At 42.3% G+C, this 26,076-nt stretch carries 32 protein-coding genes; 12 read left to right on the forward strand and 20 right to left on the reverse strand.

Annotated features, from left to right (window positions below):
* Window positions 1-44 precede the first annotated feature (44 nt).
* Together N746_RS0109955 and N746_RS0109960 are read right to left on the reverse strand one after the other, a co-directional pair.
* Entirely contained in the window at window positions 45-1,211 is a 1,167-nt protein-coding gene (locus N746_RS0109955) for an iron-containing alcohol dehydrogenase (RefSeq protein ID WP_029936217.1), read from the reverse strand.
* Entirely contained in the window at window positions 1,208-1,909 is a 702-nt protein-coding gene (locus N746_RS0109960; RefSeq protein ID WP_029936219.1) for a class I SAM-dependent methyltransferase, read from the reverse strand. Before N746_RS0109960 ends, N746_RS0109955 begins: the two co-directional genes overlap by 4 nt.
* Before the next feature lie 68 nt (window positions 1,910-1,977).
* On the opposite strand from N746_RS0109960, the gene N746_RS0109965 reads away from it, so the two are divergent.
* Entirely contained in the window at window positions 1,978-2,313 is a 336-nt protein-coding gene (locus tag N746_RS0109965) for a zinc ribbon domain-containing protein YjdM (RefSeq protein ID WP_029936221.1), read from the forward strand.
* Here N746_RS0109965 and N746_RS0109970 read toward each other — a convergent pair.
* Complete coding sequence (locus tag N746_RS0109970) at window positions 2,310-4,352, reverse strand: UvrD-helicase domain-containing protein (RefSeq protein ID WP_029936223.1); 2,043 nt, start codon at window positions 4,350-4,352, stop codon at window positions 2,310-2,312. The two genes, N746_RS0109965 and N746_RS0109970, sit on opposite strands and share 4 nt — an antisense overlap.
* A 68-nt stretch (window positions 4,353-4,420) precedes the next feature.
* Here N746_RS0109970 and N746_RS0109975 point away from each other — a divergent pair, with 68 nt between their 5' ends.
* Window positions 4,421-5,002 carry a class I SAM-dependent methyltransferase gene (locus N746_RS0109975; RefSeq protein WP_029936225.1) on the forward strand — a complete coding sequence of 194 codons (582 nt, stop codon included), beginning with the start codon at window positions 4,421-4,423 and terminating at the stop codon, window positions 5,000-5,002.
* 182 nt (window positions 5,003-5,184) lie between these two features.
* On the opposite strand, the gene N746_RS0109980 is transcribed toward N746_RS0109975, so the two are convergent.
* From N746_RS0109980 to N746_RS0110005, 6 genes are read right to left on the reverse strand one after another with little or no spacing between them, the layout of a single operon-like run.
* Entirely contained in the window at window positions 5,185-5,847 is a 663-nt protein-coding gene (locus N746_RS0109980; RefSeq protein ID WP_029936227.1) for a cupin domain-containing protein, read from the reverse strand.
* Window positions 5,848-5,896: 49 nt separating this feature from the next.
* Window positions 5,897-6,091: a hypothetical protein gene (locus N746_RS0109985; protein WP_029936230.1), complete on the reverse strand. Its 195-nt coding sequence runs from the start codon at window positions 6,089-6,091 to the stop codon at window positions 5,897-5,899.
* Entirely contained in the window at window positions 6,088-6,372 is a 285-nt protein-coding gene (locus N746_RS10475) for a hypothetical protein (RefSeq protein ID WP_038125950.1), read from the reverse strand. The genes N746_RS0109985 and N746_RS10475 overlap by 4 nt, the downstream gene beginning before the upstream one ends.
* A gap of 2 nt (window positions 6,373-6,374) precedes the next feature.
* Complete coding sequence (locus N746_RS10480; RefSeq protein ID WP_029936232.1) at window positions 6,375-6,875, reverse strand: RNase A-like domain-containing protein; 501 nt, start codon at window positions 6,873-6,875, stop codon at window positions 6,375-6,377.
* A gap of 13 nt (window positions 6,876-6,888) precedes the next feature.
* Window positions 6,889-7,584: a sulfite exporter TauE/SafE family protein gene (locus N746_RS0110000; RefSeq protein ID WP_029936234.1), complete on the reverse strand. Its 696-nt coding sequence runs from the start codon at window positions 7,582-7,584 to the stop codon at window positions 6,889-6,891.
* The gene (locus N746_RS0110005) at window positions 7,584-8,288 is read right to left on the reverse strand and encodes an ATP-binding protein (RefSeq protein ID WP_051678622.1); all 705 of its coding nucleotides are present in this window, start codon (window positions 8,286-8,288) and stop codon (window positions 7,584-7,586) included. The genes N746_RS0110000 and N746_RS0110005 overlap by 1 nt, the downstream gene beginning before the upstream one ends.
* 122 nt (window positions 8,289-8,410) lie before the next feature.
* Here N746_RS0110005 and N746_RS0110010 point away from each other — a divergent pair, with 122 nt between their 5' ends.
* The 5 genes from N746_RS0110010 (at window position 8,411) to N746_RS0110035 (ending at window position 14,424) form a co-directional block, all read left to right on the forward strand.
* Complete coding sequence (locus N746_RS0110010; protein ID WP_029936239.1) at window positions 8,411-9,112, forward strand: heteromeric transposase endonuclease subunit TnsA; 702 nt, start codon at window positions 8,411-8,413, stop codon at window positions 9,110-9,112.
* 2 nt (window positions 9,113-9,114) lie between these two features.
* Entirely contained in the window at window positions 9,115-11,001 is a 1,887-nt protein-coding gene (locus N746_RS0110015) for a Mu transposase C-terminal domain-containing protein (protein WP_029936241.1), read from the forward strand.
* Entirely contained in the window at window positions 10,998-11,927 is a 930-nt protein-coding gene (locus tag N746_RS0110020; protein ID WP_029936243.1) for a TniB family NTP-binding protein, read from the forward strand. Before N746_RS0110015 ends, N746_RS0110020 begins: the two co-directional genes overlap by 4 nt.
* Window positions 11,924-12,994, forward strand: coding sequence for a TniQ family protein (locus N746_RS0110025; RefSeq protein WP_029936244.1), 1,071 nt, complete (start codon window positions 11,924-11,926; stop codon window positions 12,992-12,994). The genes N746_RS0110020 and N746_RS0110025 overlap by 4 nt, the downstream gene beginning before the upstream one ends.
* Before the next feature lie 641 nt (window positions 12,995-13,635).
* Window positions 13,636-14,424, forward strand: a complete 789-nt coding sequence (locus tag N746_RS0110035; protein ID WP_029936247.1) for a hypothetical protein — start codon at window positions 13,636-13,638, stop codon at window positions 14,422-14,424.
* Between the two features lie 109 nt (window positions 14,425-14,533).
* On the opposite strand, the gene N746_RS0110040 is transcribed toward N746_RS0110035, so the two are convergent.
* The 3 genes from N746_RS0110040 to N746_RS0110050 are packed head-to-tail and all read right to left on the reverse strand — an operon-like array spanning window position 14,534 to window position 16,509.
* The gene (locus N746_RS0110040) at window positions 14,534-15,166 is read right to left on the reverse strand and encodes a hypothetical protein (RefSeq protein ID WP_029936249.1); all 633 of its coding nucleotides are present in this window, start codon (window positions 15,164-15,166) and stop codon (window positions 14,534-14,536) included.
* A gap of 2 nt (window positions 15,167-15,168) precedes the next feature.
* Window positions 15,169-16,164 (reverse strand): ImmA/IrrE family metallo-endopeptidase, encoded by a 996-nt coding sequence (locus tag N746_RS0110045; protein ID WP_029936251.1) that lies wholly within the window; start codon window positions 16,162-16,164, stop codon window positions 15,169-15,171.
* 15 nt (window positions 16,165-16,179) lie between these two features.
* The gene (locus N746_RS0110050) at window positions 16,180-16,509 is read right to left on the reverse strand and encodes a hypothetical protein (RefSeq protein WP_029936253.1); all 330 of its coding nucleotides are present in this window, start codon (window positions 16,507-16,509) and stop codon (window positions 16,180-16,182) included.
* Between the two features lie 73 nt (window positions 16,510-16,582).
* Here N746_RS0110050 and N746_RS0110055 point away from each other — a divergent pair, with 73 nt between their 5' ends.
* Complete coding sequence (locus tag N746_RS0110055) at window positions 16,583-17,185, forward strand: sce7726 family protein (protein WP_162173037.1); 603 nt, start codon at window positions 16,583-16,585, stop codon at window positions 17,183-17,185.
* Here the strand turns inward: N746_RS0110055 and N746_RS0110060 are convergent.
* The gene (locus N746_RS0110060) at window positions 17,155-18,102 is read right to left on the reverse strand and encodes a beta family protein (protein WP_029936256.1); all 948 of its coding nucleotides are present in this window, start codon (window positions 18,100-18,102) and stop codon (window positions 17,155-17,157) included. The two genes, N746_RS0110055 and N746_RS0110060, sit on opposite strands and share 31 nt — an antisense overlap.
* Before the next feature lie 265 nt (window positions 18,103-18,367).
* Here N746_RS0110060 and N746_RS10785 point away from each other — a divergent pair, with 265 nt between their 5' ends.
* Window positions 18,368-18,751 (forward strand): endonuclease, encoded by a 384-nt coding sequence (locus N746_RS10785; RefSeq protein WP_245603365.1) that lies wholly within the window; start codon window positions 18,368-18,370, stop codon window positions 18,749-18,751.
* Entirely contained in the window at window positions 18,670-18,918 is a 249-nt protein-coding gene (locus tag N746_RS10980) for an endonuclease (protein ID WP_281169741.1), read from the forward strand. Before N746_RS10785 ends, N746_RS10980 begins: the two co-directional genes overlap by 82 nt.
* A 45-nt stretch (window positions 18,919-18,963) precedes the next feature.
* Here N746_RS10980 and N746_RS10860 read toward each other — a convergent pair whose 3' ends face one another.
* The 4 genes from N746_RS10860 to N746_RS0110085 form a co-directional block, all read right to left on the reverse strand.
* The gene (locus tag N746_RS10860) at window positions 18,964-19,107 is read right to left on the reverse strand and encodes a type II toxin-antitoxin system RelE/ParE family toxin (protein WP_156018330.1); all 144 of its coding nucleotides are present in this window, start codon (window positions 19,105-19,107) and stop codon (window positions 18,964-18,966) included.
* Window positions 19,097-19,354, reverse strand: coding sequence for a type II toxin-antitoxin system Phd/YefM family antitoxin (locus tag N746_RS0110075; protein ID WP_029936259.1), 258 nt, complete (start codon window positions 19,352-19,354; stop codon window positions 19,097-19,099). The genes N746_RS10860 and N746_RS0110075 overlap by 11 nt, the downstream gene beginning before the upstream one ends.
* A 171-nt stretch (window positions 19,355-19,525) precedes the next feature.
* The gene (locus N746_RS10735) at window positions 19,526-20,125 is read right to left on the reverse strand and encodes an Nmad2 family putative nucleotide modification protein (protein ID WP_051678624.1); all 600 of its coding nucleotides are present in this window, start codon (window positions 20,123-20,125) and stop codon (window positions 19,526-19,528) included.
* Between the two features lie 14 nt (window positions 20,126-20,139).
* Entirely contained in the window at window positions 20,140-20,616 is a 477-nt protein-coding gene (locus N746_RS0110085) for a hypothetical protein (protein WP_038125952.1), read from the reverse strand.
* Window positions 20,617-20,879: 263 nt separating this feature from the next.
* Between N746_RS0110085 and N746_RS0110090 the strand changes: the two genes are divergently transcribed.
* Both N746_RS0110090 and N746_RS0110095 read left to right on the forward strand, forming a co-directional pair.
* Window positions 20,880-21,089, forward strand: coding sequence for a hypothetical protein (locus N746_RS0110090; RefSeq protein ID WP_029936263.1), 210 nt, complete (start codon window positions 20,880-20,882; stop codon window positions 21,087-21,089).
* A gap of 215 nt (window positions 21,090-21,304) precedes the next feature.
* Complete coding sequence (locus N746_RS0110095; protein ID WP_029936265.1) at window positions 21,305-21,637, forward strand: hypothetical protein; 333 nt, start codon at window positions 21,305-21,307, stop codon at window positions 21,635-21,637.
* Between the two features lie 539 nt (window positions 21,638-22,176).
* Here N746_RS0110095 and N746_RS0110105 read toward each other — a convergent pair.
* From N746_RS0110105 to N746_RS0110115, 3 genes are read right to left on the reverse strand one after another with little or no spacing between them, the layout of a single operon-like run.
* Entirely contained in the window at window positions 22,177-23,361 is a 1,185-nt protein-coding gene (locus tag N746_RS0110105) for an SIR2 family protein (RefSeq protein ID WP_162173038.1), read from the reverse strand.
* Window positions 23,362-23,369: 8 nt separating this feature from the next.
* A complete protein-coding gene (locus N746_RS0110110) occupies window positions 23,370-25,121 on the reverse strand; it encodes a hypothetical protein (RefSeq protein ID WP_029936271.1) in 1,752 nt (583 codons plus the stop codon).
* Entirely contained in the window at window positions 25,112-26,074 is a 963-nt protein-coding gene (locus tag N746_RS0110115) for a YifB family Mg chelatase-like AAA ATPase (RefSeq protein ID WP_051678625.1), read from the reverse strand. Before N746_RS0110115 ends, N746_RS0110110 begins: the two co-directional genes overlap by 10 nt.
* Between the last annotated feature and the right edge of the window lie 2 nt (window positions 26,075-26,076).

Consider the following 26,076-nt stretch of genomic DNA (forward strand, 5'->3'; position numbering starts at 1 on the left):
CCTGATTTTTAACAACCAGGTCGAGTGCTTTGTGATTCGCGAAATTAAAGTGCTTCTAGCATCGCCTGTTTTAACGCTTGGTCGGATAACACCAGTGGATTACCCAACATGCTGCCGCTGCGACAATGATCGAGAATTGGCTGCACGTTATCTGCACGCAAACCAAATTCGGCCAAACCTTGCGGAAGATGAGTGTCGACTATGTTTTCCAATGCCATCACCATGCCTGGTAGGTCAGCATAACCCAGTAATAACTGCGACACTTCAGTATATTTAGCGAGCGTTTGCGGCGCGTGCTCCGCATCACTCGACAACAACGCTTCAATATTTGCGCGCGTAATGGGTGCGAGCAATTTGGCACACACCAAACCATGCGGTGCTTTAAAAAATGCACCAATCGGTCCGGCTAAACCGTGCACCGCGCCCAACCCCGCATTAGCTAACGTCATGCCTGACAAGCTCGCCGCTAACATTAAACGCCCATAACCTTCTTGGCGCTCCGAGTCCTCGCTTGATTGAATTAAATCGAATGCACCGTTAAACAACTCCATACCCTGCCAGGCCAACGCATCCGTGATGGGGTTGGCTTTCAGGGTGGTATAAGACTCAAGCAATTGCGTAAACGCGTCCATCGCCGTGGCGTAAAGCACATTCGGCGGACAATGCGTTAAAAAAGCCGGGTCCAACCAGGCCTGATGGGCGACCAGACGATCATCTCGAAAGGATTTTTTAAACTCGCCTAAGCGTGAAATAACGGCGTTTTTTGTAGTTTCGGAGCCGGTTCCGGCGGTGGTCGGTATCGCAATAAACGGCAGCGGATCGGTTTCAAGCTTTCGATCACAGCCCACGCCCTCTAAATAATCCACCACCGAAAAACGCTCTGGCAATAAACCAGCCACGGCTTTGGCCGCATCCAACACGCTGCCACCGCCAAAACCCACCACCAGTTCAATGTCTTCTGGCGCTTGCTTAACTAGGTTATCAATCATGTCCGCAGAGGGTTCGCCTTGTACAACTACACGATGCACGCTTCGCTGCTCAAACAACCTGGTTAAACGTGGTTCAACAAAGTGTTGGTCGGCATAACCGCTACTGATTAACATGAACGATCGCTGTGTTTGCGCCAATAATGCGTCAGCGAGTTTTTGGTCGGTGATTCCCCAACCAAATTGTATGGCAGGCATTTTTGCAAATTGAAACGCTGGAATCATGCGCCCACCTGCGCGGGTTTTTCCACCACCAAACGTACCATGCGACCATTTTTAAGTGGTGCTTGATCGACTAAATTAAAACCAACCGCTTCGAGCATATAAATAATGTCGGCGGCGTGATAACGATTATGTTCTAAAAAATGCTCAAACGCATCTTCCAGGTCTTCGCGTTTAAGCTGGCCTTGGGAGATTTCGGCTTGCGGATAACGGTGGGTTAAGTAATCCTCTAATGGCTGACGAACCAAGTCAATCACACAAAAACGACCGCCCGGTTTTAACCAACGATACGCCGCTTGAAACATCAACACCGGCTGAATCACTTCATGCACCACTAAGTTGGTCATAATTGCGGCCACCGAATTCTCAGCCACCACCAGGCCTGGTGCATTTAAATCATCTAACTCAATACGCGCATTCGCCGGTAAACCCACCAACGCCTCTAACATATAAGGCGCAGCCTCAATGCCAATCACCTTCGAATCGGGATAACGCTGCGCCAAGTCTTGCACAAACAAACCCGTTCCCGCGCCCAAGTCCATTAAGGTATCACTCGGCTTAATCACACCCTGCATCTGTTGCTGCCAAAACTGCCAAAAGGCTTCATCATGACGTTCGGCATAAGTTTGACTAATCATTTGACGCGCGTGTTCACCATCACCACCATGATGACGTAATATTTGCTGTTGGGTCTGTTGCATGTTTTTCCCTCGTTTACAGTTGACCCACTATAATAACGGGTTTTGACGGTTAGATTAAAGGTTAGACGATGAGTGAATTACCGAATTGCCCAAAATGCGGCTCCGAATATACCTACGAAGATGGCGAAATGTATATTTGCCCTGAGTGTGCGCATGAATGGTCAAAACACGCCACGCAAGAGTCGGACGAAAAAGTGTACAAAGATGCGAATGGCACAATTCTGCAAGACGGCGACACGGTCACGGTGATTAAAGATTTAAAAGTGAAAGGCTCATCGCTGGTGGTGAAAGTCGGCACCAAAGTGAAAAACATTCGTCTAAAAGACGGCGACCACGACATCGACTGCAAAATCGACGGCATCGGCCAAATGAGCCTTAAAACCGAGTTTGTGAAAAAGGTTTAATCATCCAGTTTTGACGCTAACATCGCGCGAATATTCGCCATGTGAGCATTGCCGTGGTCTTTGACTTCTTCTTGGCTGAGTTCAACGCCGGGTTTGCCTTCCCAGTGCAAGGCGTCTTCGGGAAGTTCGTGCAGGAATCGACTGGCTTCACAGGGCGTGTCTTCACCGTATTTGCGGCGTTTTTGTGCATAGGTAATGGTTAAACTGCGTTGGGCGCGTGTAATACCAACATAGGCTAAACGGCGTTCTTCTTCCAAGCCTGGTGATTCGAGGTTTTGTTTGTGCGGCAGCATTTCTTCTTCCACCCCAATCAAAAACACATGCGGAAATTCCAAACCTTTTGAGGCGTGCAAGGTCATTAAGCTGATCATATCGTGATCGGCTTCTTCTTCGTTGCGCTCCAAAATATCCATCAGCGTCATGTGCGATACGACTTTGGCGAGCTTGAGCTCTTCGCCATCTTCTTCATGCGCTTTAGTGACTATACGTTCAATCCAGAGAATCAAGTCACGCACGTTTTCGATACGACGTTCGGCGGTTTTGACACTGCTGGCGGTTTCCATTAACCAGTTGTCGTATTCAATTTTATCCAGCACACTGCGAACAAACGGAATTAAATCTTTGCCTTCGACATTCTCGGCCTCTTTCACCCACTCCAATAATAACGCGCCAAAATACTGCACGCGTTTGAGCGATTTTTCTTTCAAGATTTGGGTGAGGCCAAACTCTTGGCTGGCGTCGAATAAGCTAATGCCCCGATTGGTGGCGTAGGTGGCAAGCTTCTCTAACGTGCCCGCGCCAATTTCGCGGCGCGGTGTATTGATAATGCGTAAAAACGCCGCGTCGTCATCTGGATTAACAATTAATTTAAGATAAGACATCACATCTTTAATTTCCGCACGTTCAAAAAACGATTGGCCGCCCGACAAAATATAAGGCAAGTTTTGTTCACGTAACGCACGTTCAATTAAGCGAGCCTGGTGGTTGCCGCGATATAAAATCGCATAGTCGCGGTTTTTAGTGCGATATTTAAACTTATGCACAATAATCTCCGACACCACGCGTTCGGCCTCTTGGTTTTCGTTGGCGCATCCAATCACGCGGATTGGATCGCCTAACCCCATCTCACTCCACAAAAGCTTGTCGAATACGTGTGGGTTATTGGCAATCAATTGGTTGGCGCTGTTCAAAATGCGCTGACTGGAGCGGTAATTTTGCTCGAGTTTGACCAAATGCAAACCAGGAAAGTCTTGTTGTAATAAGGCGAGGTTTTCGGGCTGTGCGCCACGCCAAGCATAGATGGATTGGTCGTCGTCGCCTACCACCGTGAGTTTGCCACCTAAACCAACCAACTGGGTGACCAATTGATACTGCGCCGCATTGGTGTCTTGATACTCATCCACCAACAAATAGCGCACTTTGTTTTGCCACTTGGTTAAGATTTCTGGGTTTTCGTTAAACAAACGCACCGGCAAGCCAATCAAATCATCAAAATCCACTGCGTTATAAGCGTGCAACTGTTTTTGATAGGCACCATAAAGCCGAGCACGCGCTTGCTCCAATGGATTTTCGGCCAATTCTAGCGCGGTTTGGGGTGCGATATGTTGGTTTTTCCAGCCCGAAATGGTCCACTGCACACCATCCAACTCTTCTGGATCAAGATCGTTTTTGCGCATCAGCTCTTTCAAAATCTGACCGGTATCGGTCGAATCCATAATCGAGAAATTGGCTTTGTAGTTCAGTGCCTTGTATTCCTGGCGAATGATATTCAGACCCAAGTTATGAAAGGTGGAGACGTTAAGACCTTTTATTGGCTCATCCACCATTAACTTGGACACACGCTCTTTCATCTCACGCGCGGCCTTATTAGTAAAGGTGACGGCATAAATATTGTGCGGCTTGTAGTCGTGCTTGCGCACCAGATGAGCAATTTTCTCGGTGATAACACGCGTCTTGCCACTACCCGCGCCCGCCAACACCAATAACGGCGTGTCGATGTGCAAAACGGCTTCTAATTGTCGAGGGTTTAGGCTGTGCATGTTTGCGCGTGTCACTCAAATGAAAAGGGTACAATATGATAAATCAAAACACAGTGGAAAATAAAAAAATGGCCAGCATTGACCAGCTAAAACAAGATCTCGAATTTAACACCAACTTATTCGGTCACAACCTGACCTTTCGAAGCACTTGGGGCATTTTTAGCCCGCGCGAAATTGATGCTGGCACCGAGCTGTTGCTACGTCATCTTAAAATCCAACCGAATGAAGTTGTGTTAGATCTGGGCTGTGGCTATGGTCCATTAGGCTTGGCGATTGCGGCTAATGCACCGCAAGGCGAAGTGCATATGGTCGATAAAGATTTTATGGCCGTGGAATACGCCAACAAAAATGCCGACCTAAATTGTTTAAGTAACGCCAAAGCTTATTTGTCGAACGGTTTAAGCAACGTGCCTAAAAATATCCAGTTCACCACCGTGGTATCTAACATGCCAGCCAAAGTGGGCAAAGAAATGATGAGCATTATGTTACACGATATCCACGAACAGATGGCTCCTGGCGGCCAACTGGTGGTGGTGACCATTAATGGATTACGGGATTATATGAAACGTAATTTCATGGAAGTGTTTGGCTATTACGACAAGGTCAAGCAAGGTAAAGATTACACCATTTCGCGCACAATTAAACAGTAACTAACACTAACCAACAGGCCAGGTTCACTAATAAATGTCCGTGGTTTCGAGATCATTAGCAATTTGTTTGCGCCGGACTTGGCCTAGATCCGACCGCCTTTGATTCGATGTTAAGCGGCTTGAACTAGCCGCTTAACATCACAATCACAATACTGGTCAAAAATGAGCATAGTCTTTTACTTCTACAGGTGTCCGGTCTTAACATAAATTAAGGTTTCTTCTTCTACATATGGGTTATGTAAACTTAAGTGTGGACTCCGTATCCATGTGCCTTTTGGGTAGCGACCATGCTCATCAATAAACTCGCCTTTAATCACCAAAATTTCTTCACCACCCCAATGACGATGCGGTTGGAATTGTTCGCCGGGTGGCCAATATACGAGTGCCGTATGTTCAGTTTGAAAGCTATGTAAACTTAAGACCTCTAAATTACCAATACCAGGTTGCATGATGGCTTGATTCGTATCAAACACCACTTTTTCCGTATCTTCTGGCGAAAACTGTTCTAATTTCACAAAAATAACACAGCCTTCTTTGGAGTGCGGAGAGTGGATTGATCCAGGCGGGTTGCGTAAATAGGTGCCAGCCGGATAATCGCCATTTTCATCCGAGAAAATGCCTTCTAACACAAATATTTCTTCACCCAAGCCATGTTGATGCGCAGGAAAATGAGAACCAGACAAAAACTGTACGATGCTGGTGGCTCTTCCCGATTCAGCAAATTCTCTTTCTAAGGGTTTGCGCAATACGTTATCAGCCCGGCTACCTAGCCAATCCATGCTTTCAGTTTGCACAACCACTTTTTGACTAAAGTCCATATTGAGTGCTTCGTCTAAATTAAGCATGTAAGAAACCCTTTTTAATAACCTTAAATAAAACCGGATGGTTTATCCATTACACCAAGAAGACGGCCAACAACACTAACGCACCCGCATATAAACCCAAGGCCAGCGCGTTAGCTTTAAACCATAAGCCAACCGTTCGGAAAATTTCGCCGGGCGTATATTGCACAAAGGCTAACACAACCATTCCCAATGCGATTACGACCAAAATAGCGGGCACAATTAAGAGCATTTCGTACAAACTCATTCGTCCTCCTGTAGTTGCTTAACTAAACCTTGCAACCAGGCCTGGTGGTCGGCCGGTTGTTGCGATGCCAGATTAGCAGCCAGTAACCACCAGGCCTGGTGGTGGGTTTCGAGCAACTCGTTTAGCGCTTGCAGTGTTGCTTGGGTTTGATGCGGATTTTCGTGTTTAAACGCCTGAACTCCAGCCTCTTCGCTATCTTCTTCAATTGCAATATAGGCCGCGAGCAAACTGTGTAACCCTGGCCAGCGTTGTAAAAACTCGTCTTGTTGTTGCCAATCCATGCTTAATTATCCGGTTGCGGAAACGCCGTCAGCACGTAAAAGCCATCCGCTTTGCGAGCCAACACCACGCGCACCACGGCTTGTTGAGGCACTGGCTGACTTTGTACCCGCTCGCCTTGTTGCTCTAGCATCGCGCGCGTCATATAGGAGCCATGCGTCGGCACGCGGGCAAAAAAGGCTTGGCGGGCCAAATCCCCATGCCACCAATCCGCGACTTCAGCGCGCTTTAGATTTAATACCGCGTTGACCGAGGCTTCAGCCATCGTTAGAGAACTAAAAGTCGAAACCGTTTTGAGGCGCTTATTTTTTTGTAACCGTTCCATTAAATAAGCGTCGGTTTTACCGACATGCCGCGCGATGGTGTGACCGTGGGTTTCATGTTCGGAAAGTACAACATGAATCGGTAAACGCGAGTCTCCCGGCCCACCGACTTCAGTAGGTTGATTATCACTGCAACCGAGTAATAACAAACTGAATAAACTAAGCAATATCCAATGTTTCATCTGTTTTCCTTTTTTAAGGTGCAATATTTAAACTCAAGCCTAAATAAATTTGCCAGCCGCCCATTAACATCACCGATAGACCCGCTAAACGTTTCACCCAAAGTGTGCGCGCCAGACGGGTGAAATAAAACGCAAACACGCCCATTAACATTAAGTTGGGCAAGGTGCCGAGGCCAAACGCCAGCATCACCAAAGCCCCTTGAGTCATAGACGCCGCGCTGAACGCCATAATGAGCACGCTATAAACCAAACCGCACGGCAACCATCCCCAAACCAATCCATACAACCAGGCCTGCGGTAGCGTTTTTACGGGCGTTAGTTTTTGGGTATAGGGTTGCAAGCGTTGCCATAATGCACCGCCAACACGTTCAATCACAATCACACCGTGCCACCAACCAGCCAAATATAAACCCAAGGCGATCATAAACAGACCCGCAAAAACTTGTAAGGCTTGTTGAAAGGGTAAAAACGGCACGAGGCTACTAAGCGAAGCGGCAAACAACCCAATCAATGCTCCTGCGATCATATAGCTGCTGATGCGCCCGAGGTTATAGGCGAGTTGATAAGGTAACATGCGCCACTGACTAACTTGGTGTTTCGGCGATAAGCTAAAAGTTAAAGTACCCACCACGCCGCCACACATTCCTAAACAATGTACCCCGCCGAGTAAGCCAACAATAAACGCACTAATAAATAAGGATTCAAACACTAAGCTAACCCTTGACGTTCGAGGCTTCGATAGCCCAAGGCTTCGGCTAAATGTTGGTTTTCTACCGATTCGGACGAGGCCATATCCGCTAAGGTGCGAGCGATGCGTAAAATTTTATGATAACTGCGTGCGGACAACCCTAAACGCTCTATGCCTTGTTTTAAAAAAGCTTGCGCCTCATCGCTTAAAGCAACCTGTTGCTCAAGTTGCGACACCGAAAGCTCGGCATTTAAACAACCCTGGCGTTGGATTTGACGCGCGCGAACTTGCGACACACGAACACGTACTTGGGCACTGGTTTCAGCATTTTCGTCTGGTGCGGCGGTAAGCTGATCGACTTCGACAGCGGGCACTTGCAGATGCAGATCTATACGATCCAATATCGGGCCGGAGATTTTGCGTTGATAACGCGCGATTTGATCTGGCGTGTCTTTACACCTTGGATCGTCGGCAAAAAAACCACTCGGGCTTGGGTTGAATGCACCAATAAATAAGGTATCACACGGAAAAGTGATGTGTTGTTTGACGCGTGCGATATGCACTTGTTTGGTTTCTAAGGGTTCGCGTAAGGCTTCCAACACATCACGATTAAACTCGGGCATTTCATCGAAAAAAATGAGCCCATAATGGGCAAGCGATAACGCGCCGGGTTTCGGATTTTGACCGCTGTCATTTCTAGAAATAAATGCTACACTTCTTACCATCAATCAACACCTTAGCATTAAATTTACAAAATTAAGCTCTACAAAAAGACATGATTAAGTTCTACCAAGCTTCGATCATACAGAAATAAGCTCTAACAAATCACAGGGGTTTATAAAAGCCAATGCACAACATACAACCAGTAAGAAAACATCTAACAGTTTACGGCAGTATATCCGGCAACTACCCTTTTCGAAATGAAAAGATTATTTGGTTCGAATCACAGCTTGAAAAGCATTTCCTACGAAAGCTTGAGTTTAACGATGCTGTCCTTGACGTAGTTACACAACCCGTTGAGATTCCATATACCACGGAAAAAGGCAATAAAAGCACCTATACACCCGACATGTTAATCATTTTTTCTTCTCGTGGATTTTACCATCCTGAGAGCACACCTAAGCCAATTCTTGCTGAAATCAAACCCCACAAAAAGCTCAAAGAAAATTGGCCTGATCTTAGAACTAAATTTAAGGCTGGCCTAGCTTACGCAAAAGAGCAAGGTTGGCTGTTCCATATCTATGATGAAAAGCGTATTCACGACCAATATCTTGAGAACCTTAACTACCTAAAGCGGTTTAATAAAGGACAGTACAATCAGGATATCCTTGACCAGTTAGTTGATACGCTGGAGAAAATCGGCCATTGCAAGGTCAACGAGTTAGCGGCCTATCTCTTCAAGTCCGAAACAAACCTATTGATTGGTATTCAGCATACTTGGAACTTAATCGCCAAAAAGAAAATTTCTTGCGAGATGAATCAACCGTTATCTAACAATACAGTGATCTGGGTAAATAACCCGGAAGCGACTTATTATGGAGGTATTTAGTTATGACAGTCGGTGTAACCTTGGATCGAAGGCGCGTAACAATTAAAAAAGGGTCAATTGTTCAGAAAGGCAAACAGCAGTACATAATCACGGATGTGATCAGTTTTTCAGAGGCTGTCGGTCAAAACCTCGATAATAATCGTGCAAAACTTCTCAACATTGATGAACTGTCACCTGTAGACAATCCCGCACTAGAAGCAAAGCTTTCAAAGGATGACTCCGACATACCGGATGAACATTGGCAGATTGCTTATAACCGTTTCGAAATCATAGAACCGTTAGTTAAAAAATCATCCAGATCTGAAATAGAATCCATCGCTAATGAACACGGGGTTCACTACACCACTATCTACAACTGGCTAAGAGCATATCGAGAGTCTAATTCAATCAGTGCCCTCATTCCAGATAAACGTGGTTGGAAGCCAAACAAGTCTCGACTTCCTAAAACACTCGAAGATATTATTGAGGAGGGAATCAACAATTTCTATTTAACCACTCAAAAGCCAACCATTTCTAAAGTTGTTCAGTACATCATGGCAACTTGCCAAAGAAAGGGAATAGATGCCCCGCACCCAAACACCATTCGAAACCGAATTAACGACATATCGCTATATAAGCGTATGCGGAACCGGGGTCAGAAAGATTTAATTAAAGACAAGCTCTCACCAGCGGTAAAAGAATTCCCGGGCGCAGATTATCCTCTTGCTTACGTGCAAATCGACCACACCAAGCTCGATATCATTTTAGTAGATGAAGAGCACCGCGAACCCATAGGACGTCCTTGGATAACACTCGCTGTTGATGTTTTCAGCCGAGTCATAACGGGTTACTACTTAAGTCTTGACGCACCCAGCACCACATCGGTAGCTATGTGTACCACCATGTCGATTTTGCCTAAAAACAAAAAGCTTATAGACCTAGATATTGATGCCACTTGGGATGTCTGGGGGATGATGGACTCTATACACACAGATAACGGTGCAGACTTCCGAACGACCGACTTACAAAGAGCGTGTCTTAAGTATGGAATTAACTGGGAGTACCGCCCAATTGGTGGTAAACAGTTTGGCGGACATATTGAGCGTTTAATTGGTTCTCTAAACAAAGAGATTCACACTTTACCTGGTGCCACATTTTCAAATGTCAGTCAGCGTGGATCGTATGATTCAGACAAAGAGTCATCTCTCACATTTGCTGAACTTGAAAAATGGATTGTGACCTGGATTACTAAAGTCTACCACCACCAAAAACATTCTGAGCTGCGTATGTCACCTCTTCAAAAATGGGAAGATGGAATCTGGGGCACTCTAGCTGAGCCCGGAGTTGGCCTTAGAGATAAGCCTAGTGATGAAGATACTTTAATAATTGATTTTCTACCTGAGTTCGAACGCACCATTCAACGAAACGGTATTTCAATAGACTCTCTTTATTATTACAGCGATGTACTCCGAATCTGGATTGGTTCTAAAGGGGACGATGGTAAAACACCTCGTAAATTTATATTTAAGCGCGACCCAAGGGATATTTCATATATCTGGTTCTATGAACCTAAACTTAAAAAGTATTTCAAAATACCTACCGGCCGACAAGAAATCCCGCCCATCAGCCTTTGGGAATATCGTGCAGTTCAAGAGTATCTGAATACTCAGAATAAAAAACCGTCCAACCAAATAGCCATTTATGATGCTATCTATGAGTTGCGCCAACAAGCCGATGAGGCTCGCAAAAGAACCAAGAAGACACGACGGATAAGCACTCAGAAAAAACTGCATGAGAAAACCGCCGTTACACAGACATTGGCGCCATCACCTGAGACAAGTAGAGCTAATCCATCATTTGATGATGATTTGTGGAGCCAGGATATAGAAAGCTTTGAGGACATCAGATGACTACTGACACAATTGAACAGAATTACCCCCACTTACTTGAACGCATTCGTCCAGTTGTTGACCTTCCTGATAAAGAACGTCTTTTCTTTATTGAGGAAGACCACTGGATTGGTTATGACAGAGCCCAAAAGATTCTCAATCTTCTTGAAGATTTACTAGCTCGACCCAAAAAAGTTAGGCCACAAAGTCTGTTGATTGTTGGTGATCCAAACATGGGTAAAACCACAATTATTCTGGAATTTGTAAAGCGCCACTATACTGAGGTAATCGAAGAGCCTGACTCATCATTTAAGGTCGTTAAAAAACCGGTCATCAATATTGCTGCGCCCACCTCAAGTGACGAGAAGTCTCTTTTCATTGCAATTTTAGATCACTTTTTTGCACCATTTAGGCCGACAGACCCTAAAGCGAAGCTCCGACAACAAGCTATTCACTTGATGCAACGGTTTCAAACCAGAATGCTGATAATAGATGAGCTTCACAACTTTTTATCAGGAGGCCCGGCCGGCCAACGAGAATCTATGATTGCATTAAAAAACCTAAGCAATGAACTAGGCTTGAGCATCGTTGGAGTTGGCACTAAAGATGCGGTTCAGGTTCTTCACACCGACCCTCAGCATGCAAGCCGATTTGATGTCGCTGAACTTCCTAAATGGGACTTAGATACAAATTTTTTAAAGCTATTAGCCAGCTATGAAAAGTTGTTGCCAATAAAGTATGAATCAGACTTAAAGTCTAAGGAGCTAGCGACCACACTATATCAAATATCTAGTGGAAATCTCGGGGACTTAAACAAGCTTTTAGTCGCCTGCGCTAAAAGCGCCATTGAGACAGGTGAAGAAAAAATTACACATGCAATAATCATGAGTCATAAAGATATCAAGCCGACTAAAGGGCAACGAAACATTCGGTATATCGATCTATGAAAACACCATACTGGCCCATTCAAATACCGATTGAGCCAGATGAGCTGCTGAGCTCATGGTTAATTAGAACCTCGCTTGAAAATGGCTCTGATCCGATGACTTGGACATGGTACTTTTGGGGGAAGTGGAGAGCCTGGATCGCCGACTTTGATAGGCACTGTGATGACGAAAAACTTCAACGCATCTCTTTTGGTCCTTTTAACCTTGAACGGTTACGAAATGCGACTCTCTACCCAACCGTTCAGCAACTCACTACCCGGGAACTTCACCCCAATACGAACTGGCTATGGGTTATTCCACAAGGTTCACGTAACCGAGAGCGCAGCGTCGGGATGAGATTTTGCCCGGAGTGCTTAAAAGATGGTACACCTTATTTTCGAAAGTCTTGGCGTTTGGCTTGGAATCATTCCTGCCCTAAGCATAAGCTGCTACTTATTAATCAATGCCCAAAATGTGGATTACCTATCAGTCCCCATAAAGCATCTCAAGATCAAACGGATATTTGCATTTGTCTGAGATGCCAATTTGATTTAAGAACGGCAAATACAATTCAGACTTCAGATGAGGCCTTATCCGCTCAAGAAATCCTTTCTCATGCGATTAATGAAGATGATTCCTTGCCCTGGGATACTAAAACTCCAGCTGAACTGTTTGAAACGGTTCATCTCATATTGGGACTTTTTCAATATGCGACAAGGCGCACAGACACAATCAAAAAATTTAGGGAAGAATTAGGTCTCCCTATTTGTATGGATGCTAGATTAAGCGGCCATGGTATTGAACAACTATCACCAGAGTCGACGAGCTCCTTATTCATAAGTTTAAACAGTTTAATGAAGTTAGGCATTGATGAACTTATCGAGTTATTTATTGAAACTGGAGTTACACAAAACGCCTTATTTCGCAAAAGCCCCCTTACCAACGACACTTTAAAAGTTATTGCCTATCAACTAACCACCAACGAGAACAGCTCCTCATCCACTAGGATTAGTACAGAAAGGATAATCAAGCCTAGGTCGAAATCAGATGTTCTAAAGATGTGGGAAGACCTGCAAAGGTATTTATGATGTCAGAATGTGGCCTGTGCGGTAGAGAAGCCAGTACTTACCATCGAGTACATCGAAACAAGAAGTACTGCGGTACATGTTACGCCTATTTATTCAAAAAGCGTGAGTGCTCTGTTTGTGGTGAAATTAAACGCATTTATAAATATGACTCAATTGCGGTTTGCAAATCCTGTGAGACAAGGGGGAAGCCCTGCATACGATGTGGCAAGCAAAAGTATAGTATCGGAAAAATCACCGACAATGGGCCAGTATGTAATTCGTGCTCAATTCATTTTCGACCAGCAACTGCATGCAGTTGTTGTGGTGCGACAACTAGGAGTGTATCGCGCAGATTACCCTACAATATAAATGAACCCATTTGCGACAAGTGCCTCAATAAACAAATCGGGGTTAAATGCTCTCATTGCCACTTTACTCGGCCACCGTTTTTCTACACTCTTGATAAGAAACCTTTCTGCAAATCCTGTTCCACTAAGCCAGATAAAGCCTGCAATGTTTGTGGAAAGATACTGCCTGGCGGCTTTTTGAAAAATACTTGTAGCTCATGTAGCTGCAACAAGAGCTTAAGAAAGCGACTCAATTTATCATCAAAAGCGTTGCACCCGGAGATTGCGAAAATCTATAACGACTACGGACTATGGATGGAAAAAACGCGTGACTCTGGCATTGCATCAAGAAAGGTTATTTCTAGCTTTGATATCTTCGTTTTTCTGAGCCAGTGGTTTGAGAAACACAACAGCCTTCCAAGTTATGACGAGTATGCGAGCCACTTAACTGTAGCCAAGACAAGAAAGCATTTAACGGTTACTTACTTTTTAGATGAAATGGAACTTATCCCTCTTGATCACACTAGAAAGTTAGAGATAGGAAACTTGGACTGTGTTGATCGCGCATATGATCGCATACCTAAGATCAGTCCTTTATTCAAGTACATGGACAGTTATCACGAACAGATCATTAAAAAATATGTATCTGGCAAAAACACTGCGCATACTGCGAGATTGGGATTTGGTACCGCCGTTAACTTTCTAGAGTTAGGTGATTACCAAAATAAAAATGAACCGGACACTGAACTCATCCGGCAGTACTTATGGCTTCACTCTGGACAACGAGCAAGTCTATGGGGATTCATTACGTACTTAAGAAAACACCACCAACTTGATTTGCCCAGCCTTGATGACAAAGTTTATAAATTAGCTTTAGAAAGATCTGATGAATCTGTTGAACGCAGCAAGCAAAAGCTAATAGAGTTATTGCGTTCAGAAACATTTTCGCGAGAAGATTACATTGAACTTGCACTGGCTTACCTCCACCAGGTGAAACTACCGAGTGAGCTAAAGAAAATTCGGGAGAAGATTAGTGTAAACAATTGCGAAATAAAGCTTTCCAAGCATATTATTTATTTGCCGGATACAAGTGCAGTATTGTGAATACTGAAGTCAATTTGCGTTAATTTTATTGAAAATGTCCAACATTTCAAGTTGAAGCTATCTATGAGGGTACAAAAAAACAACACTTGGAAAGGTGAGGGATACAAAACTAATCTAAGCTACCATCTTCAGTATTACAGAATGTAAATTGAATGCAGTCGCTTTTGATTGAGTTTACAAAACTAACAAGCCCCGTTTGAGCCTCATTTTTACATCCTGATCTAAAACATAGGTTTATTGCTCCATCGACAGTACAATATCTTTTTATTGTATCAAAAGCATCGTTACCAAACAGCTCTAGAGCCATATTTATGACCTGCTCCAAAGTCAGAAACCCTAACCCAGACAACACTCCTGGATGTGTTTTTACAAAACTATGTGTCGCTGTTATAGCACGCTTATCACCGGTAGCAATACAACCGTTGTTATCTATTGCACTGCCAATCAAGGTGAGCTCTCCTTCATCAATATCTGAATGCTCAATCTCTTGCAATACTTGAATTGTTTCTAACCCTATTTGAGGCTCTCTGGAGATCCCTATCAAATAATTTATCTGTTCCGTGAAAGCTTTCTTATCTAGAATGTCACTCCGACTATCTACATATCTTTGTGCAATATATTTCAATGACTGTAGACAATATAATTCAAAGCCTCTTTCTAATGAATATTCCACTAAGCCACGTAGCACTCCATAATGCGCTAACTTCAACCCAATATCGTTATCGATATAAATTCGCTTCATGGCTACAGAACCCGGCTCAACAAATCTTCATCATCTTGCTTGAGTCTTAATAAGTCTAATTGGACTTGATTATGCTGCTCAAGAATTTCCAAAGCATTAGGTGACTCTAAAAATTTAATAGCCGTCTGCGCAACCCGCCAGTCAGCGTATTCTTTACCATAGGATAAAACCACATGCCCAGCTGAAATACCATACTCTTTCGAAACCTTTTGTGCGAATACCGCAAGTTCGGCCGAAGATTTTGGCACAGGCATTGATGAAATTATCTTATCCAAAGGAATATGGCCCCTTAAAGCTCTTAAAGCAAATAAATCCGCTTCATCTTCTTGTGCATCTGCCTCATCTCTTAGTGTTTCTGCAAGCCTTAATATTGAAAAATCTGTAATCGACTCCTTTTCATACATATGCCCGAGCAAAGCATGTCCAATTTCATGCAACAAAATAAAAAGCTGGATTGAGGGAATTTTATGCCTGTGTGATAAAACAATTGCAAAACGTTCTCCAAATTTAAAAACAGCTCCAGCAGGCCGAGGAGCACCTGAAGCAATCGTTGATACAAATAGCACTGGGAGGTTTGCATCTCTACAAAGTTCAAGAGTACCTTCAAGTGTTAAACTTATATTCTCGAAAAGCTTCTCCCTCAAGTAATCAATATTTTGAGGTCGTACATTGTAATCATAAGCTTTTACCAAGGTCCGGGCATAAGCACCCAATTGAAGGGATGCCGCAACAAGCCGGCTTTCATCAACACCCGTGCGAACCTTAAACTCTCTTTGCAATTTTGTATGATGAAATTCGACAGCACTTAACTCAGAGTGCACAAATTTAAGTCCAAACCTACTTTTGAGAAAAAATACAAATTGAGCAAATCCTGACGAAGTTTCCAGTAAGGAATCGTCCCACCATCTAGGCAGCATGCTTTTAATGAGCGCCTTCGATAGGCCCTCTGCTTTTGCGGCCTTATAAATAGCTGTTTTAGTAGGGATTTGTACTGTCAAAATAATGCTCCATGACTATTTAAGGTACATTTTACACGAGTGGGCAACAAGCAATAAACGACGAATTTTTTTTGCATGTGCATCTGAACCATCCCAGACTTCTTGTATTGCATCCATAATAATTTTACTAGATCGTGGGTTAACGCCACTATGCTCAGGCAACTCAACTTTTGCATAATTGCATAATTTTTTTAAGCTTGGCGTTATAGATACCTGCGTCATTTTTAAGTTTCTATATACTGTACTCTGCACCATACCATGCTTTTCAGCTATAGAAAGTGTATTCTTAAGCCCCTGCTCTTTGAAAGCCTGCAATATTTTTTCTTGTAGTTTTTCTATACTCATAAAATTATTTTTTAATGCATAATTGCATAAAATATACTATCTTTTTATACAAAAAGCAATTAAAATGGTTTTTATGAACGATCCAGAAATCAGACAACTCCTTTTCAAACACCTTACTCGTAGGAAATCTATTGGGGAAACCGATATTTATGAAGAAGTCCCATTACGAACCGGTCAAGTAAGAGCTGATATTGTTCTAATAGGAAGTTATCTGGAATGCTTTGAAATCAAAGGACCTAATGACACCCTTAAGCGGCTACTCGACCAAGGTAACCAATATCAGGAAACCTTTGAAAAAATACATTTAGTTTGCGCCACAAAACATATAAATAAAGTAATACATATGGTTCCGAAGTGGTGGGGAATTATTGAGATAACACAATCTGGGCAGGTTAAAAATATACAAAAAGCCAAGAACAATCCCAAAAGAAAAATCCAAGGATTAGTCGACTTGCTTCATGTTGATGAAGCCAAAAATATTCTAAAAAACTCCACCCATTTAGGCGTCTCTAAACTCAACCACTCCCACCTCAGAGAGCTGCTAGTTGAACATCTTTCAGAAATTGAGCTTAGAGTAAAAATCAGACAAGAACTTGCCAAAAGAAAGTGGCGCTGGCTACCAAGTCAGAACGCCATTAATCAACCTCACCTAAACGCTAGGACTTGGGCAATATGATGATGTATAAATTCCGACACATGCATAGAAGAATTCCCAGGGCCCGTTAACGGTGGGGTCAACGACCTATCATGCCACACTTTATCTGCCCACGAAAAATTTTCACTACGATATTCAGGGGATGCAACCAATAGACTAGCTAATGCATGAGATACATCCCCCCCTTTACCTTGATCCCTAAGAACCAACCAATAATCATCATGTGCATACTTAAGATTTGTGTGACCGGAACGCATTGTATCTGATTGCCGCCACCATGGATGAATAGTTGCATAGTCACTGTATAAAAAAGGAAAGGGAGCTAAACGCACCATTTCGTCATAAAACTCTCTATCTTTCCTTTTTACTTCATACCGTCCAAGAATTCCATCCAACAACTTGGGGAAAAAACCTGATGAAAGAATAATTGATGACACATTGTCCAATGCATAAAGCTTACAAAACTTAGCTATTTCTAACGCAGAATCGATATATTGCTCTTTTACTTCGTAAAAATCTAAAATTAGAGTTATGTTTCTTAGTGTACTTTGTCTTATTTTATTAACTTGATCGCTATGAAAGGTTGAATTGATTGCAGTATCAAAATTTTCTACTCCGATCTTGAGCACCGGTTTCTTAGAAAAACTTTGAATTAACGAGGGAGTCATAAGAGGCAATTGATTTAATGAAACTGCAACAGAGGCTAAGGGATCCATTAAAACCTGTGTTAGCTCAACATTAACATCTGCTATATCATCACTTGAGACATCAAAAATGAATTTGCCTGACCATACATTCTTAATTCCAGTATATTCAGACAAATAATCTTTTCTTTCCTCAAACATCCAAATAGGGGAAACCCGACTGCTCCAATCTTGTGGAGCTTTAGACATCGCAATTTCTTCACCTTTTTTCCATCTTAACATTGGAAAATACATAAACACCTACCTTGCATTTAAAATCTGTTTATCTACCACCTAATAAAAAAGTTCTAATGACTCGTAATTCAAAACGCTAAGTGCATCCAAAGGACTTTATACCACCTTAACATCGAAGCTATACTTCTCGTAAGACTCCATTTAAGCGTATTTAAAAATATAGCGCCATCATCAACAATCAATATTTTTTGCGACACGTCTATAGCAATTCAAACCCACATATACGACAATCAACCCAGCTAATTTACACGATAACACTAATTTTATGAACCTTAAACACTATTTAAGTGCCGTTGTCATAGCATTATTACTCTCAAATATTAGCGTACTGGCGGCTCCACAAAGTTTCTCACAAGCCAAATATGAACTAAAAAAATATGTGTACTACGATCAGAATTTAAATAACCAAGAATTCTATTGTGGATGCAATTGGAAATGGGTTGGACGCTCTGGTGGCAAAATCGACTTCGGCTCTTGCGATTACCAAGTTAGGGCACAAGAAAACCGAGGAAAACGAATTGAGTGGGAACATGTTGTACCAGCTCACTCACTTGGTCATCAACGCCAATGCTGGCAAGAAGGTGGCCGAAAAAACTGTATTGCCAACGATCCTATTTTTCGCCAAATGGAAGCTGTAATTTTAAAGTAAACTTTAAACAGCGAGTAGTCGAACCTCGTGACGAGGTAAAAGGTATCATTGCCCGTATTTACTTCTACATGCACGACCGCTACGATTTGTGTAGTGGCCAATTTCACTTTACCACTACACATGGATGCCTCGCAACTCAAGAGTCTAAAAAGAGAACAACCGTCTAAATAGATGTAGCGGATTTGGCTTTGGAGAAGCAAGCAATTAAGGACTTAGTTATCGGGCATATTTAGCAATAGTGAGCGCATTGCGTCTGTAATGAGTTTGTTGATTCGTTTAAGAGTTTTTTCTTTGATTTTGCCATAAGGATAATCACCCCAAGCACACTTAGTCCAAGATAGGACTTCAACCTTCATCAATCAAACCTTTTTGCACAACCTTCCCTGCACAATACTGTGTAATAGATTGTTTCAGGTGCGCTACATTAGCCGATGATCTCAATAGATGCACCGTTTCCATTAAACTATCAAAATAGTCTTGAGACATTACTACCACGTTATCAGCATCCCGGCGTGTAATAATGGTGAAATCCACATTATCTACAACAGAATCCAATACGCTTTTTAGACTCTTTCTTGCGTCTGTATAACTTACAACTTGCATAAGCACCTTCTTTTTGATTACCTTATCACGATATAAACAATATATTGCACATGTCCATATTTGTAGCTGTTTTTTGCAACCTAAACTAACCTCAGACTTAACGTGCTAACAATGCACTGAGCTTTCCTCTGAATTAGCACCATTTCCTCGATGAAATTTTATTCAACCTTTTTAGCACACCGAGCACCCCTTTATAGACTGACCACACCTATAATCGATTTCGGGTAGGCCATGAATACCAATTTTGCATGAAGAAACCCAATCTAGGAACTCACTCACCACCGATTCGTCCCTTATTCGCTTATGCCCCGGGCCTTTTTTTACTATAGTTTGTAAGCCTTGAGGTATCTCAATTGCACCAGAGCCAAAATACCAAAAACGTTCACAAATTAATACATTCTGTCCACCGATGTCAGATTCTAAATCCTGACTTGAATGATGTGGATTCTCACTCTGAACCCAATCATTACCGTCAAAAAAATATATGCTATCGCCATGAATGCCATATTCACCATTCGCTTCGCTAGGTTGCTTACAATTAAACCTTGGCACACAGCCATATTCCTCTAAGGATACCACCTCACTAATAACACCAGCATAAACAAGCCTCCCAGCACCAACTGATTTTACTGAGCCTGTGCCAACCAATATATCACCCGGCCTTGCTACTCTTCGAACCACGGGTTTACAAGTTGCAAGAGTGAGAAATCCACAAAACGGATTAGGCGCAAATCCAGAGTCATTTTTAAGAACGTATGAGAAGATATTCATGCCCACCCCATAAATTAAAGATTTCCTTTAACTATATTTTCAACATTAAAAACCTTTCTCTCTTCATAATCAGCCTGCAACCCGTAAGCCATCTTCTCCAAAAGAGCCTCATCATAACCATAAGCATCCAGCTCACCTAAGTAGCGTTCAATGAAGTCTTCAGCACCCAGCAAACGCCACTGGACAACATGGACCAGCTCATGGAAATGAAGTGCTTTATTAGTCAAATGGTCGCCTTTGATAAAGTAGGTATCTTTGTACGTGATACCATGCGTATCCAAATCGAGGAACTCTTTAAAACGGACGTTTATCTCAGTTAAAAAAGTGGGTAGCGGGATTTCATCAACCACAACATAATATGCACTTGAAAGTAATTCTTGCGAATAGTACCCCGCAAAATCCTTCTTAAATGAAGAGCAACTATTTTTTTGAAGTGAATACTCAAATAAAACTTCATCAATCCACTCGTTAACATCTTTAGAAGAATTCAATATTTTTATTCCTCAATCTGATCTACAAAGCCATCAACAATCATGGCACTATGAAACAGTAGCAACTAAAAACTCTTAAACTGCGCTATAAAATAAAGCATTCTCGAGACCCTACATCCCTCTCCAATAAATCCGACTTTTACACCATAAATATTAACAAACAACTCTAGTATAAAATAAATTTAGTTGAAATACATACTGAAAAAAGTCAATATATATAAAGGATAGCGTACTAACACCTATCCATACATAAGGATACAAATATGAGTATAAGTGACCACGACTATGTGAACTTTTCTGAAGATCATGAACTAAACTACCATCTAACTAAAGTAGGTAAACGTCAAACAGAATCAAACCGTGACGAACTTAAAGTCATGGGTAATGAGCTAAAAAACCAACTCGGAAAAACCATGCTTAAACATGGCGAATTTCACGAGTATGTAAAAAAACAAAAACATCGACTGGAATAATTGCGTTAAGCACGCACAATTAGCTTAACCTGGAATACTTCAGGTTGAGTCTAAAATTGCATTAAGAAACAATAAACTTACACAGCAAAACCGTAAAACTCTACTTTAAACATGCATTGCAATTAAGAAGTGGACATTTTGAGGAGCCTAGAATGAATGCCTTAAAGATAAGTCAAATGTAGTGCTTAATAAATTATTTTCATCAAGGCTCTTTTATGCCAATCAGTAGCGCTAGTACTGTAGCAATATCCGCCATTATCGCAACCTCAGGTGTAATCGATGGTCCCGAGTATAGGGTACTAGAGGGCGGAGAGAGGGCATTGCAGATGACTCAACTGTGTATTGAGGATGGACGTGATATTGAAAAGTCGTTTATTCTTCAAAAGCAATTTGGTTACTCGGGGCATGCAGTTGTAAACTGCCAGTATCTTGAAACCACCTCAGGATTGTATGTGGCCGCTAAAGGCTATTATCAGCCAACTCCGATGCTAAAAGACTTAGCCGAGTTGTTCGAAGATAAGGGTTACAAAGTTCAAACTAAACATTAAAGACTAAGGTATAGCAGTGTTATCTCATCGTCCGCCTCTAACCAAAGATCATAGGTTTGAATTGCTCTAGACGCATTCTCTTCTCCAAGGTCTTGTCTGTAAGTATTTATAAAAGCACGAGCACAACTCTCACTCATTCCAGATTTTATTAGTTCCGACTCAAGATAAACCCAACATCCACCCATCAAACAATATGCTTTGATTCTATCTCTTAAATTCATATGCCGTTATAATCTTTTCGCTGAATTAGCAGCAAGTCCCAAACTATTACTCTAAATTTAAAGACACCTGTCTTACATAGCTCTCCCAGGATTTATAGCATCTCAAGGAAACTTCAGATACTTTTGGCGCTGAGTCTGTAACATCAAGTTTTTTCTTAAGAAGAGACATCGTATCATTTACCCTTACTGCATGCGGATACTGCTTGCGATTCGGTATGAATTTTGAGTCTATAAAACCTCTGTAAATGTTTTTGGGCACTCTAAATAGGTATTTAAGAAACTAGTCTGGCACAGAATTTTAAATGCTCTCCAACCAAACTATTTATGCTTATCAATCAGCTTCTTAACGAGATTATTGCCCCATTCATATTCAACTGATAGCTTTACTCTAACTTTACCACCATCATTTACCAGGCCTGCTAGTTGAGCTAAATCCTTAGCATGCAAATCGGCCCAATTATTACTATGAGCGCTCTCGTACACTTCTTTAACTTCCATGTTGATGCCGTGCTTATTCAATGCCTTAAGCATTGAATAAGCACGCGCTTCATCCATGGGATGCCCAATTCCTGCACTAAAATTAATAACCCCTGAGAGTTCTTTAATTGCTTCAATTAATACCTTATTCACGGCTTTAACCTTGGTTGCAAATGATAATGGAGTGTTAAGACTTATTTCTCTAATGATTCTTGGTATGTCTGAGTGCTCTCTATACCAAACTGGGATAACACCCATATCACTGAGGCGTGCCGTCTCTTGTTCAATATCTTTAGCGTGCTTACCAAAACCCCTAACTAGTGCGTAATGCCAATTAAAAACACCAACCTCTCGTGCTTTTTTTAAAAGCCTGATAGTATTTGGATCTTTCATCGACATGCCAACAAAAAGAACCGTTTTTGTCATTAGAATTGACAGCTGGATTAAATTTGTTAAGCAATAGTGATCTTTATAAAGTTGTTCATAATCACTTTTAGACAAAATTATTTTCGATTCCTTAAACTCACTGCTTGTACCTAAACGTTCTAAATATCCGTGGGGGTGAAATATAGTTACATGATTATTGTTTAAATTAAACTTTTCACCATTAAGGACGACATCATGCTTAATTAGCTCTGTTGAAAAGGCCTCTTCTAAAAGATCATCAAAATTAAAACAAACGATGCTGTTAACACCTGAATGAGCAATAGCCAAAATACTTTCATTAATTACTACTTCCTCGCTTCCGTATAAACAGTCGGCTACGATAGAATTAAATTCTTCCCCTAAACACTTTCGTGCACAATCCGCAACATCATCTTTAATAATAGAGCCACGGTCAATGAGTGTTTTTTCAAGCAAATCCAATAACTGCTTCCAATCTGGAAGGCCACAGCTAGTTGAGATACCCGCGCCCAAGAAAAATGAAAGCTTGCGTTGGCGATTAAATCCTAATAATTGGGTCAGTTGCTTTTCATACTCTAGTACGTGCACTTTTTTCTGATCTTTTCTTTTAGTTCTTTTCAAACTCACTACTACCCAGACACCTTAGCCAAAACCCTACCCATCTTCTCAACCCATTCCATGCTACCAATCCTGTGAGTAAATGGCTTAAACTTGCCTTCCTTACCTAATAATGGCTTCAAATCAATAACGGTTTTCTTTGCTGACATATGCTCACAAAGCCTACCAATAAAATCACTTGAAATTCTATCTACCATGAAGCAAGCCCCGCTAAATGTATCGGACCCTTTATTTCTGTTGATTTCTACGATATAGCGCTTATATCCATCTGACATGGTTATTTGGATTAAAAGCATCTTTCTGCCACCATGATCTTTCATCCATCCCGAAAAATCACTCGGTCGTAACCCTAATCGCGCACATAAGACGCTTAAGGCATTAATCTTATAGAATTCATCGGTAGTTACCCCATCCTCTTTTACACAGGACACATCACAAACATTCGAGCCTAGAATATCCTTTAAAGCATTAAGTCCATTCCAGACATCTCCTAAAACACCTAACTGATCTACTCTTTCAGCATCTTCGTTTTCTAATTGAGCCACACGTGACTTAGTACCAAAAACTTCACCGGCTGATGCCTGAACACACTCTTGAAATACTTGAGTCGTCTCAAAATTTACTGGCTCGTTGTTTTCATTGTTATCAACCTCATAAACAGTGTTGATAACACCTTGACCAACTTCTGACTCAATTTCTGAAAGAATATAGGTTCTGCCCGCTAAGCGCCCTGGATCTTCGCTTGCAGTAACATGGGTCTCACGCGCTTTAATAATCTGTTGCCTTACAACTTGCTGACCATTAACTCCAACAGGGTTCTGCTGATTTTGAGGTAAGGTTTTGTATACATTTACGGGAATCTCTTCAGGTGCAACAACACTCGTGACTCGAATTACCAAAAACCTTGTTTTTTTGTTATCAAGCCAAATTCCAGTAGCCGTAAACTTTAAACCCCGAGGATGATAAGGAAGTATTTCAGGGTAGCGATTAGGGTAAGGACGTCTATCCTCATCCAGCTCTGCGATCTGAAGTGTTTCTTGAACATTATCGACAACACTTTGAACATCGGCGTTTTGAGCTAAATAGGCTAAAAAAACCAAGGGCACACTCCCCAGTCCGGTTCTGGGTTTAACCATATAATGATCACCCTCTTGTCCCCAATCTTCCAATTGAGACGTTAAAATGTCATCTTTTGATTTGGTTAACACAAGCCTACGTATTTCTTTTCTGGATGGAGTATATAGACCTGTTAATGTTTCCATTGCCGAAATCAAAACCTCTTCGCCATCAATGGATTTCATCCTATTAAGCTTAGCTCTCCTATAGGTGGTCGTATTGTATCTATACAAACCCTCTTCAGATAAGTTTTGGCTCTCATCTTTGTTTGTTGCAACAAATGGTAACTTAAACCTTGGGCTGGGAATATATGGCCTTTCCTTATTTTCTGGGCTTCTTTCATACATATCGATGACATCTGGCCGCTTTGCACTGAAGTCAAATTCAAAAACTTTTGACTCTAACTGTTGACCACAAATCTCAGTTACCGTTCTTGTTAATTCACCATCACGCCAGCAAGTACCAACTCTCAAAGCATCAAGCTCCGTCACTCCAACCAAAATCGTATATAGGTCGTTTGTGGACGTGTTTTGAACAGCAACTTCCACTAATGGATTTGAAAGGAAGTTACTGTTTTTACGGACAGCTCCATACCACTTAACCTCATACTCTTGACCATCTTTTGGGAAAGCTTGGATTACGACCATAAGTAACCATCCTTTCCAGGGAAGATGACGTTAAAACCAAGAAGAACAAGGGATATGGTGTTGTAGAATTTATTTCTGGAAAGTAGAATTAATTTTTGTAAATGACAACCGCCACCGATAATAGCCGCTGCGGATGAGGTGTGATGCGGGCTTCTTAATTGGCGCTGGAAAAACTGGGTGGGTTTTAAACGCTCACCGGCCACCGAGCGTAGCGCGGCAACTTCGAGCGCTTGGTTCTCGTCTAACGGCGGCATTAAAGTCACCAAACGCTGGGCTAACATACTTTTTCCCGCCCCCGGCGGCCCCACCATTAACAACGAATGCTGACCACTCGCCGCCACTTCCAACGCGCGCTTGGCTTGATGTTGACCGCGCACATCGGCCAAATCTACGCCATAATTTAAATCCTGTTCGACCCGCGCGGGCGGCGTATTTAAGGCGGTGCCCTCGATTAAATAACGACAGACGTCTAACAAATGCGCCGCGCCTAAAATATCACTATCACTTAACAAGGACGCTTCCACCAGGCCTGGCAGTGGAATCACCGAGCAATGTTCAGCGGCTTTGGCTTTAATTAAGGCCGGCAGTAAACCGCTCACAATGCGCAACTCGCCATTTAGACCTAACTCGCCATAAAACTCGTGGCCTTCTAAAGCTTTCGCAGGAAGCTGGCCAGTGGCAACAAGCACGGCGAGCGCGATAGGTAAATCAAATCGGCTACCGGCTTTTGGTAGGTCAGCGGGCGCAAGGTTAATCGTGATGCGTTTGGGTGGCAAATCAAATCCACTATTTAACAAGGCGCTGCGCACACGATCTTTACTTTCTTTTACTGAGGTTTCTGGCAAACCGACAATCGATAAGCTCGGCAAGCCATTTGAAGCATGCACTTCGACTTGTACCAAGGGCGCATCCATGCCGACTAAAGCACGACTTTGTACGCAGGCGAAACTCAAAC

The sequence above is a fragment of the Thiomicrospira pelophila DSM 1534 genome, from assembly GCF_000711195.1.
In the GTDB taxonomy this organism is placed as follows: domain Bacteria; phylum Pseudomonadota; class Gammaproteobacteria; order Thiomicrospirales; family Thiomicrospiraceae; genus Thiomicrospira; species Thiomicrospira pelophila.

Coding starts and splice junctions, on each gene's coding strand:
- N746_RS0109955 (WP_029936217.1), bottom strand. CDS start 1,211: ATGATTCCAGCGTTTCAATTTGCAAAAATGCCTGCCATACAATTTGGT.
- N746_RS0109960 (WP_029936219.1), bottom strand. CDS start 1,909: ATGCAACAGACCCAACAGCAAATATTACGTCATCATGGTGGTGATGGT.
- N746_RS0109965 (WP_029936221.1), top strand. CDS start 1,978: ATGAGTGAATTACCGAATTGCCCAAAATGCGGCTCCGAATATACCTAC.
- N746_RS0109970 (WP_029936223.1), bottom strand. CDS start 4,352: ATGCACAGCCTAAACCCTCGACAATTAGAAGCCGTTTTGCACATCGAC.
- N746_RS0109975 (WP_029936225.1), top strand. CDS start 4,421: ATGGCCAGCATTGACCAGCTAAAACAAGATCTCGAATTTAACACCAAC.
- N746_RS0109980 (WP_029936227.1), bottom strand. CDS start 5,847: ATGCTTAATTTAGACGAAGCACTCAATATGGACTTTAGTCAAAAAGTG.
- N746_RS0109985 (WP_029936230.1), bottom strand. CDS start 6,091: ATGAGTTTGTACGAAATGCTCTTAATTGTGCCCGCTATTTTGGTCGTA.
- N746_RS10475 (WP_038125950.1), bottom strand. CDS start 6,372: ATGGATTGGCAACAACAAGACGAGTTTTTACAACGCTGGCCAGGGTTA.
- N746_RS10480 (WP_029936232.1), bottom strand. CDS start 6,875: ATGAAACATTGGATATTGCTTAGTTTATTCAGTTTGTTATTACTCGGT.
- N746_RS0110005 (WP_051678622.1), bottom strand. CDS start 8,288: ATGGTAAGAAGTGTAGCATTTATTTCTAGAAATGACAGCGGTCAAAAT.
- N746_RS0110010 (WP_029936239.1), top strand. CDS start 8,411: ATGCACAACATACAACCAGTAAGAAAACATCTAACAGTTTACGGCAGT.
- N746_RS0110015 (WP_029936241.1), top strand. CDS start 9,115: ATGACAGTCGGTGTAACCTTGGATCGAAGGCGCGTAACAATTAAAAAA.
- N746_RS0110020 (WP_029936243.1), top strand. CDS start 10,998: ATGACTACTGACACAATTGAACAGAATTACCCCCACTTACTTGAACGC.
- N746_RS0110025 (WP_029936244.1), top strand. CDS start 11,924: ATGAAAACACCATACTGGCCCATTCAAATACCGATTGAGCCAGATGAG.
- N746_RS0110035 (WP_029936247.1), top strand. CDS start 13,636: ATGGAAAAAACGCGTGACTCTGGCATTGCATCAAGAAAGGTTATTTCT.
- N746_RS0110040 (WP_029936249.1), bottom strand. CDS start 15,166: ATGAAGCGAATTTATATCGATAACGATATTGGGTTGAAGTTAGCGCAT.
- N746_RS0110050 (WP_029936253.1), bottom strand. CDS start 16,509: ATGAGTATAGAAAAACTACAAGAAAAAATATTGCAGGCTTTCAAAGAG.
- N746_RS0110055 (WP_162173037.1), top strand. CDS start 16,583: ATGAACGATCCAGAAATCAGACAACTCCTTTTCAAACACCTTACTCGT.
- N746_RS0110060 (WP_029936256.1), bottom strand. CDS start 18,102: ATGTATTTTCCAATGTTAAGATGGAAAAAAGGTGAAGAAATTGCGATG.
- N746_RS10785 (WP_245603365.1), top strand. CDS start 18,368: ATGAACCTTAAACACTATTTAAGTGCCGTTGTCATAGCATTATTACTC.
- N746_RS10980 (WP_281169741.1), top strand. CDS start 18,670: ATGCTGGCAAGAAGGTGGCCGAAAAAACTGTATTGCCAACGATCCTAT.
- N746_RS10860 (WP_156018330.1), bottom strand. CDS start 19,107: ATGAAGGTTGAAGTCCTATCTTGGACTAAGTGTGCTTGGGGTGATTAT.
- N746_RS0110075 (WP_029936259.1), bottom strand. CDS start 19,354: ATGCAAGTTGTAAGTTATACAGACGCAAGAAAGAGTCTAAAAAGCGTA.
- N746_RS10735 (WP_051678624.1), bottom strand. CDS start 20,125: ATGAATATCTTCTCATACGTTCTTAAAAATGACTCTGGATTTGCGCCT.
- N746_RS0110090 (WP_029936263.1), top strand. CDS start 20,880: ATGAGTATAAGTGACCACGACTATGTGAACTTTTCTGAAGATCATGAA.
- N746_RS0110095 (WP_029936265.1), top strand. CDS start 21,305: ATGCCAATCAGTAGCGCTAGTACTGTAGCAATATCCGCCATTATCGCA.
- N746_RS0110110 (WP_029936271.1), bottom strand. CDS start 25,121: ATGGTCGTAATCCAAGCTTTCCCAAAAGATGGTCAAGAGTATGAGGTT.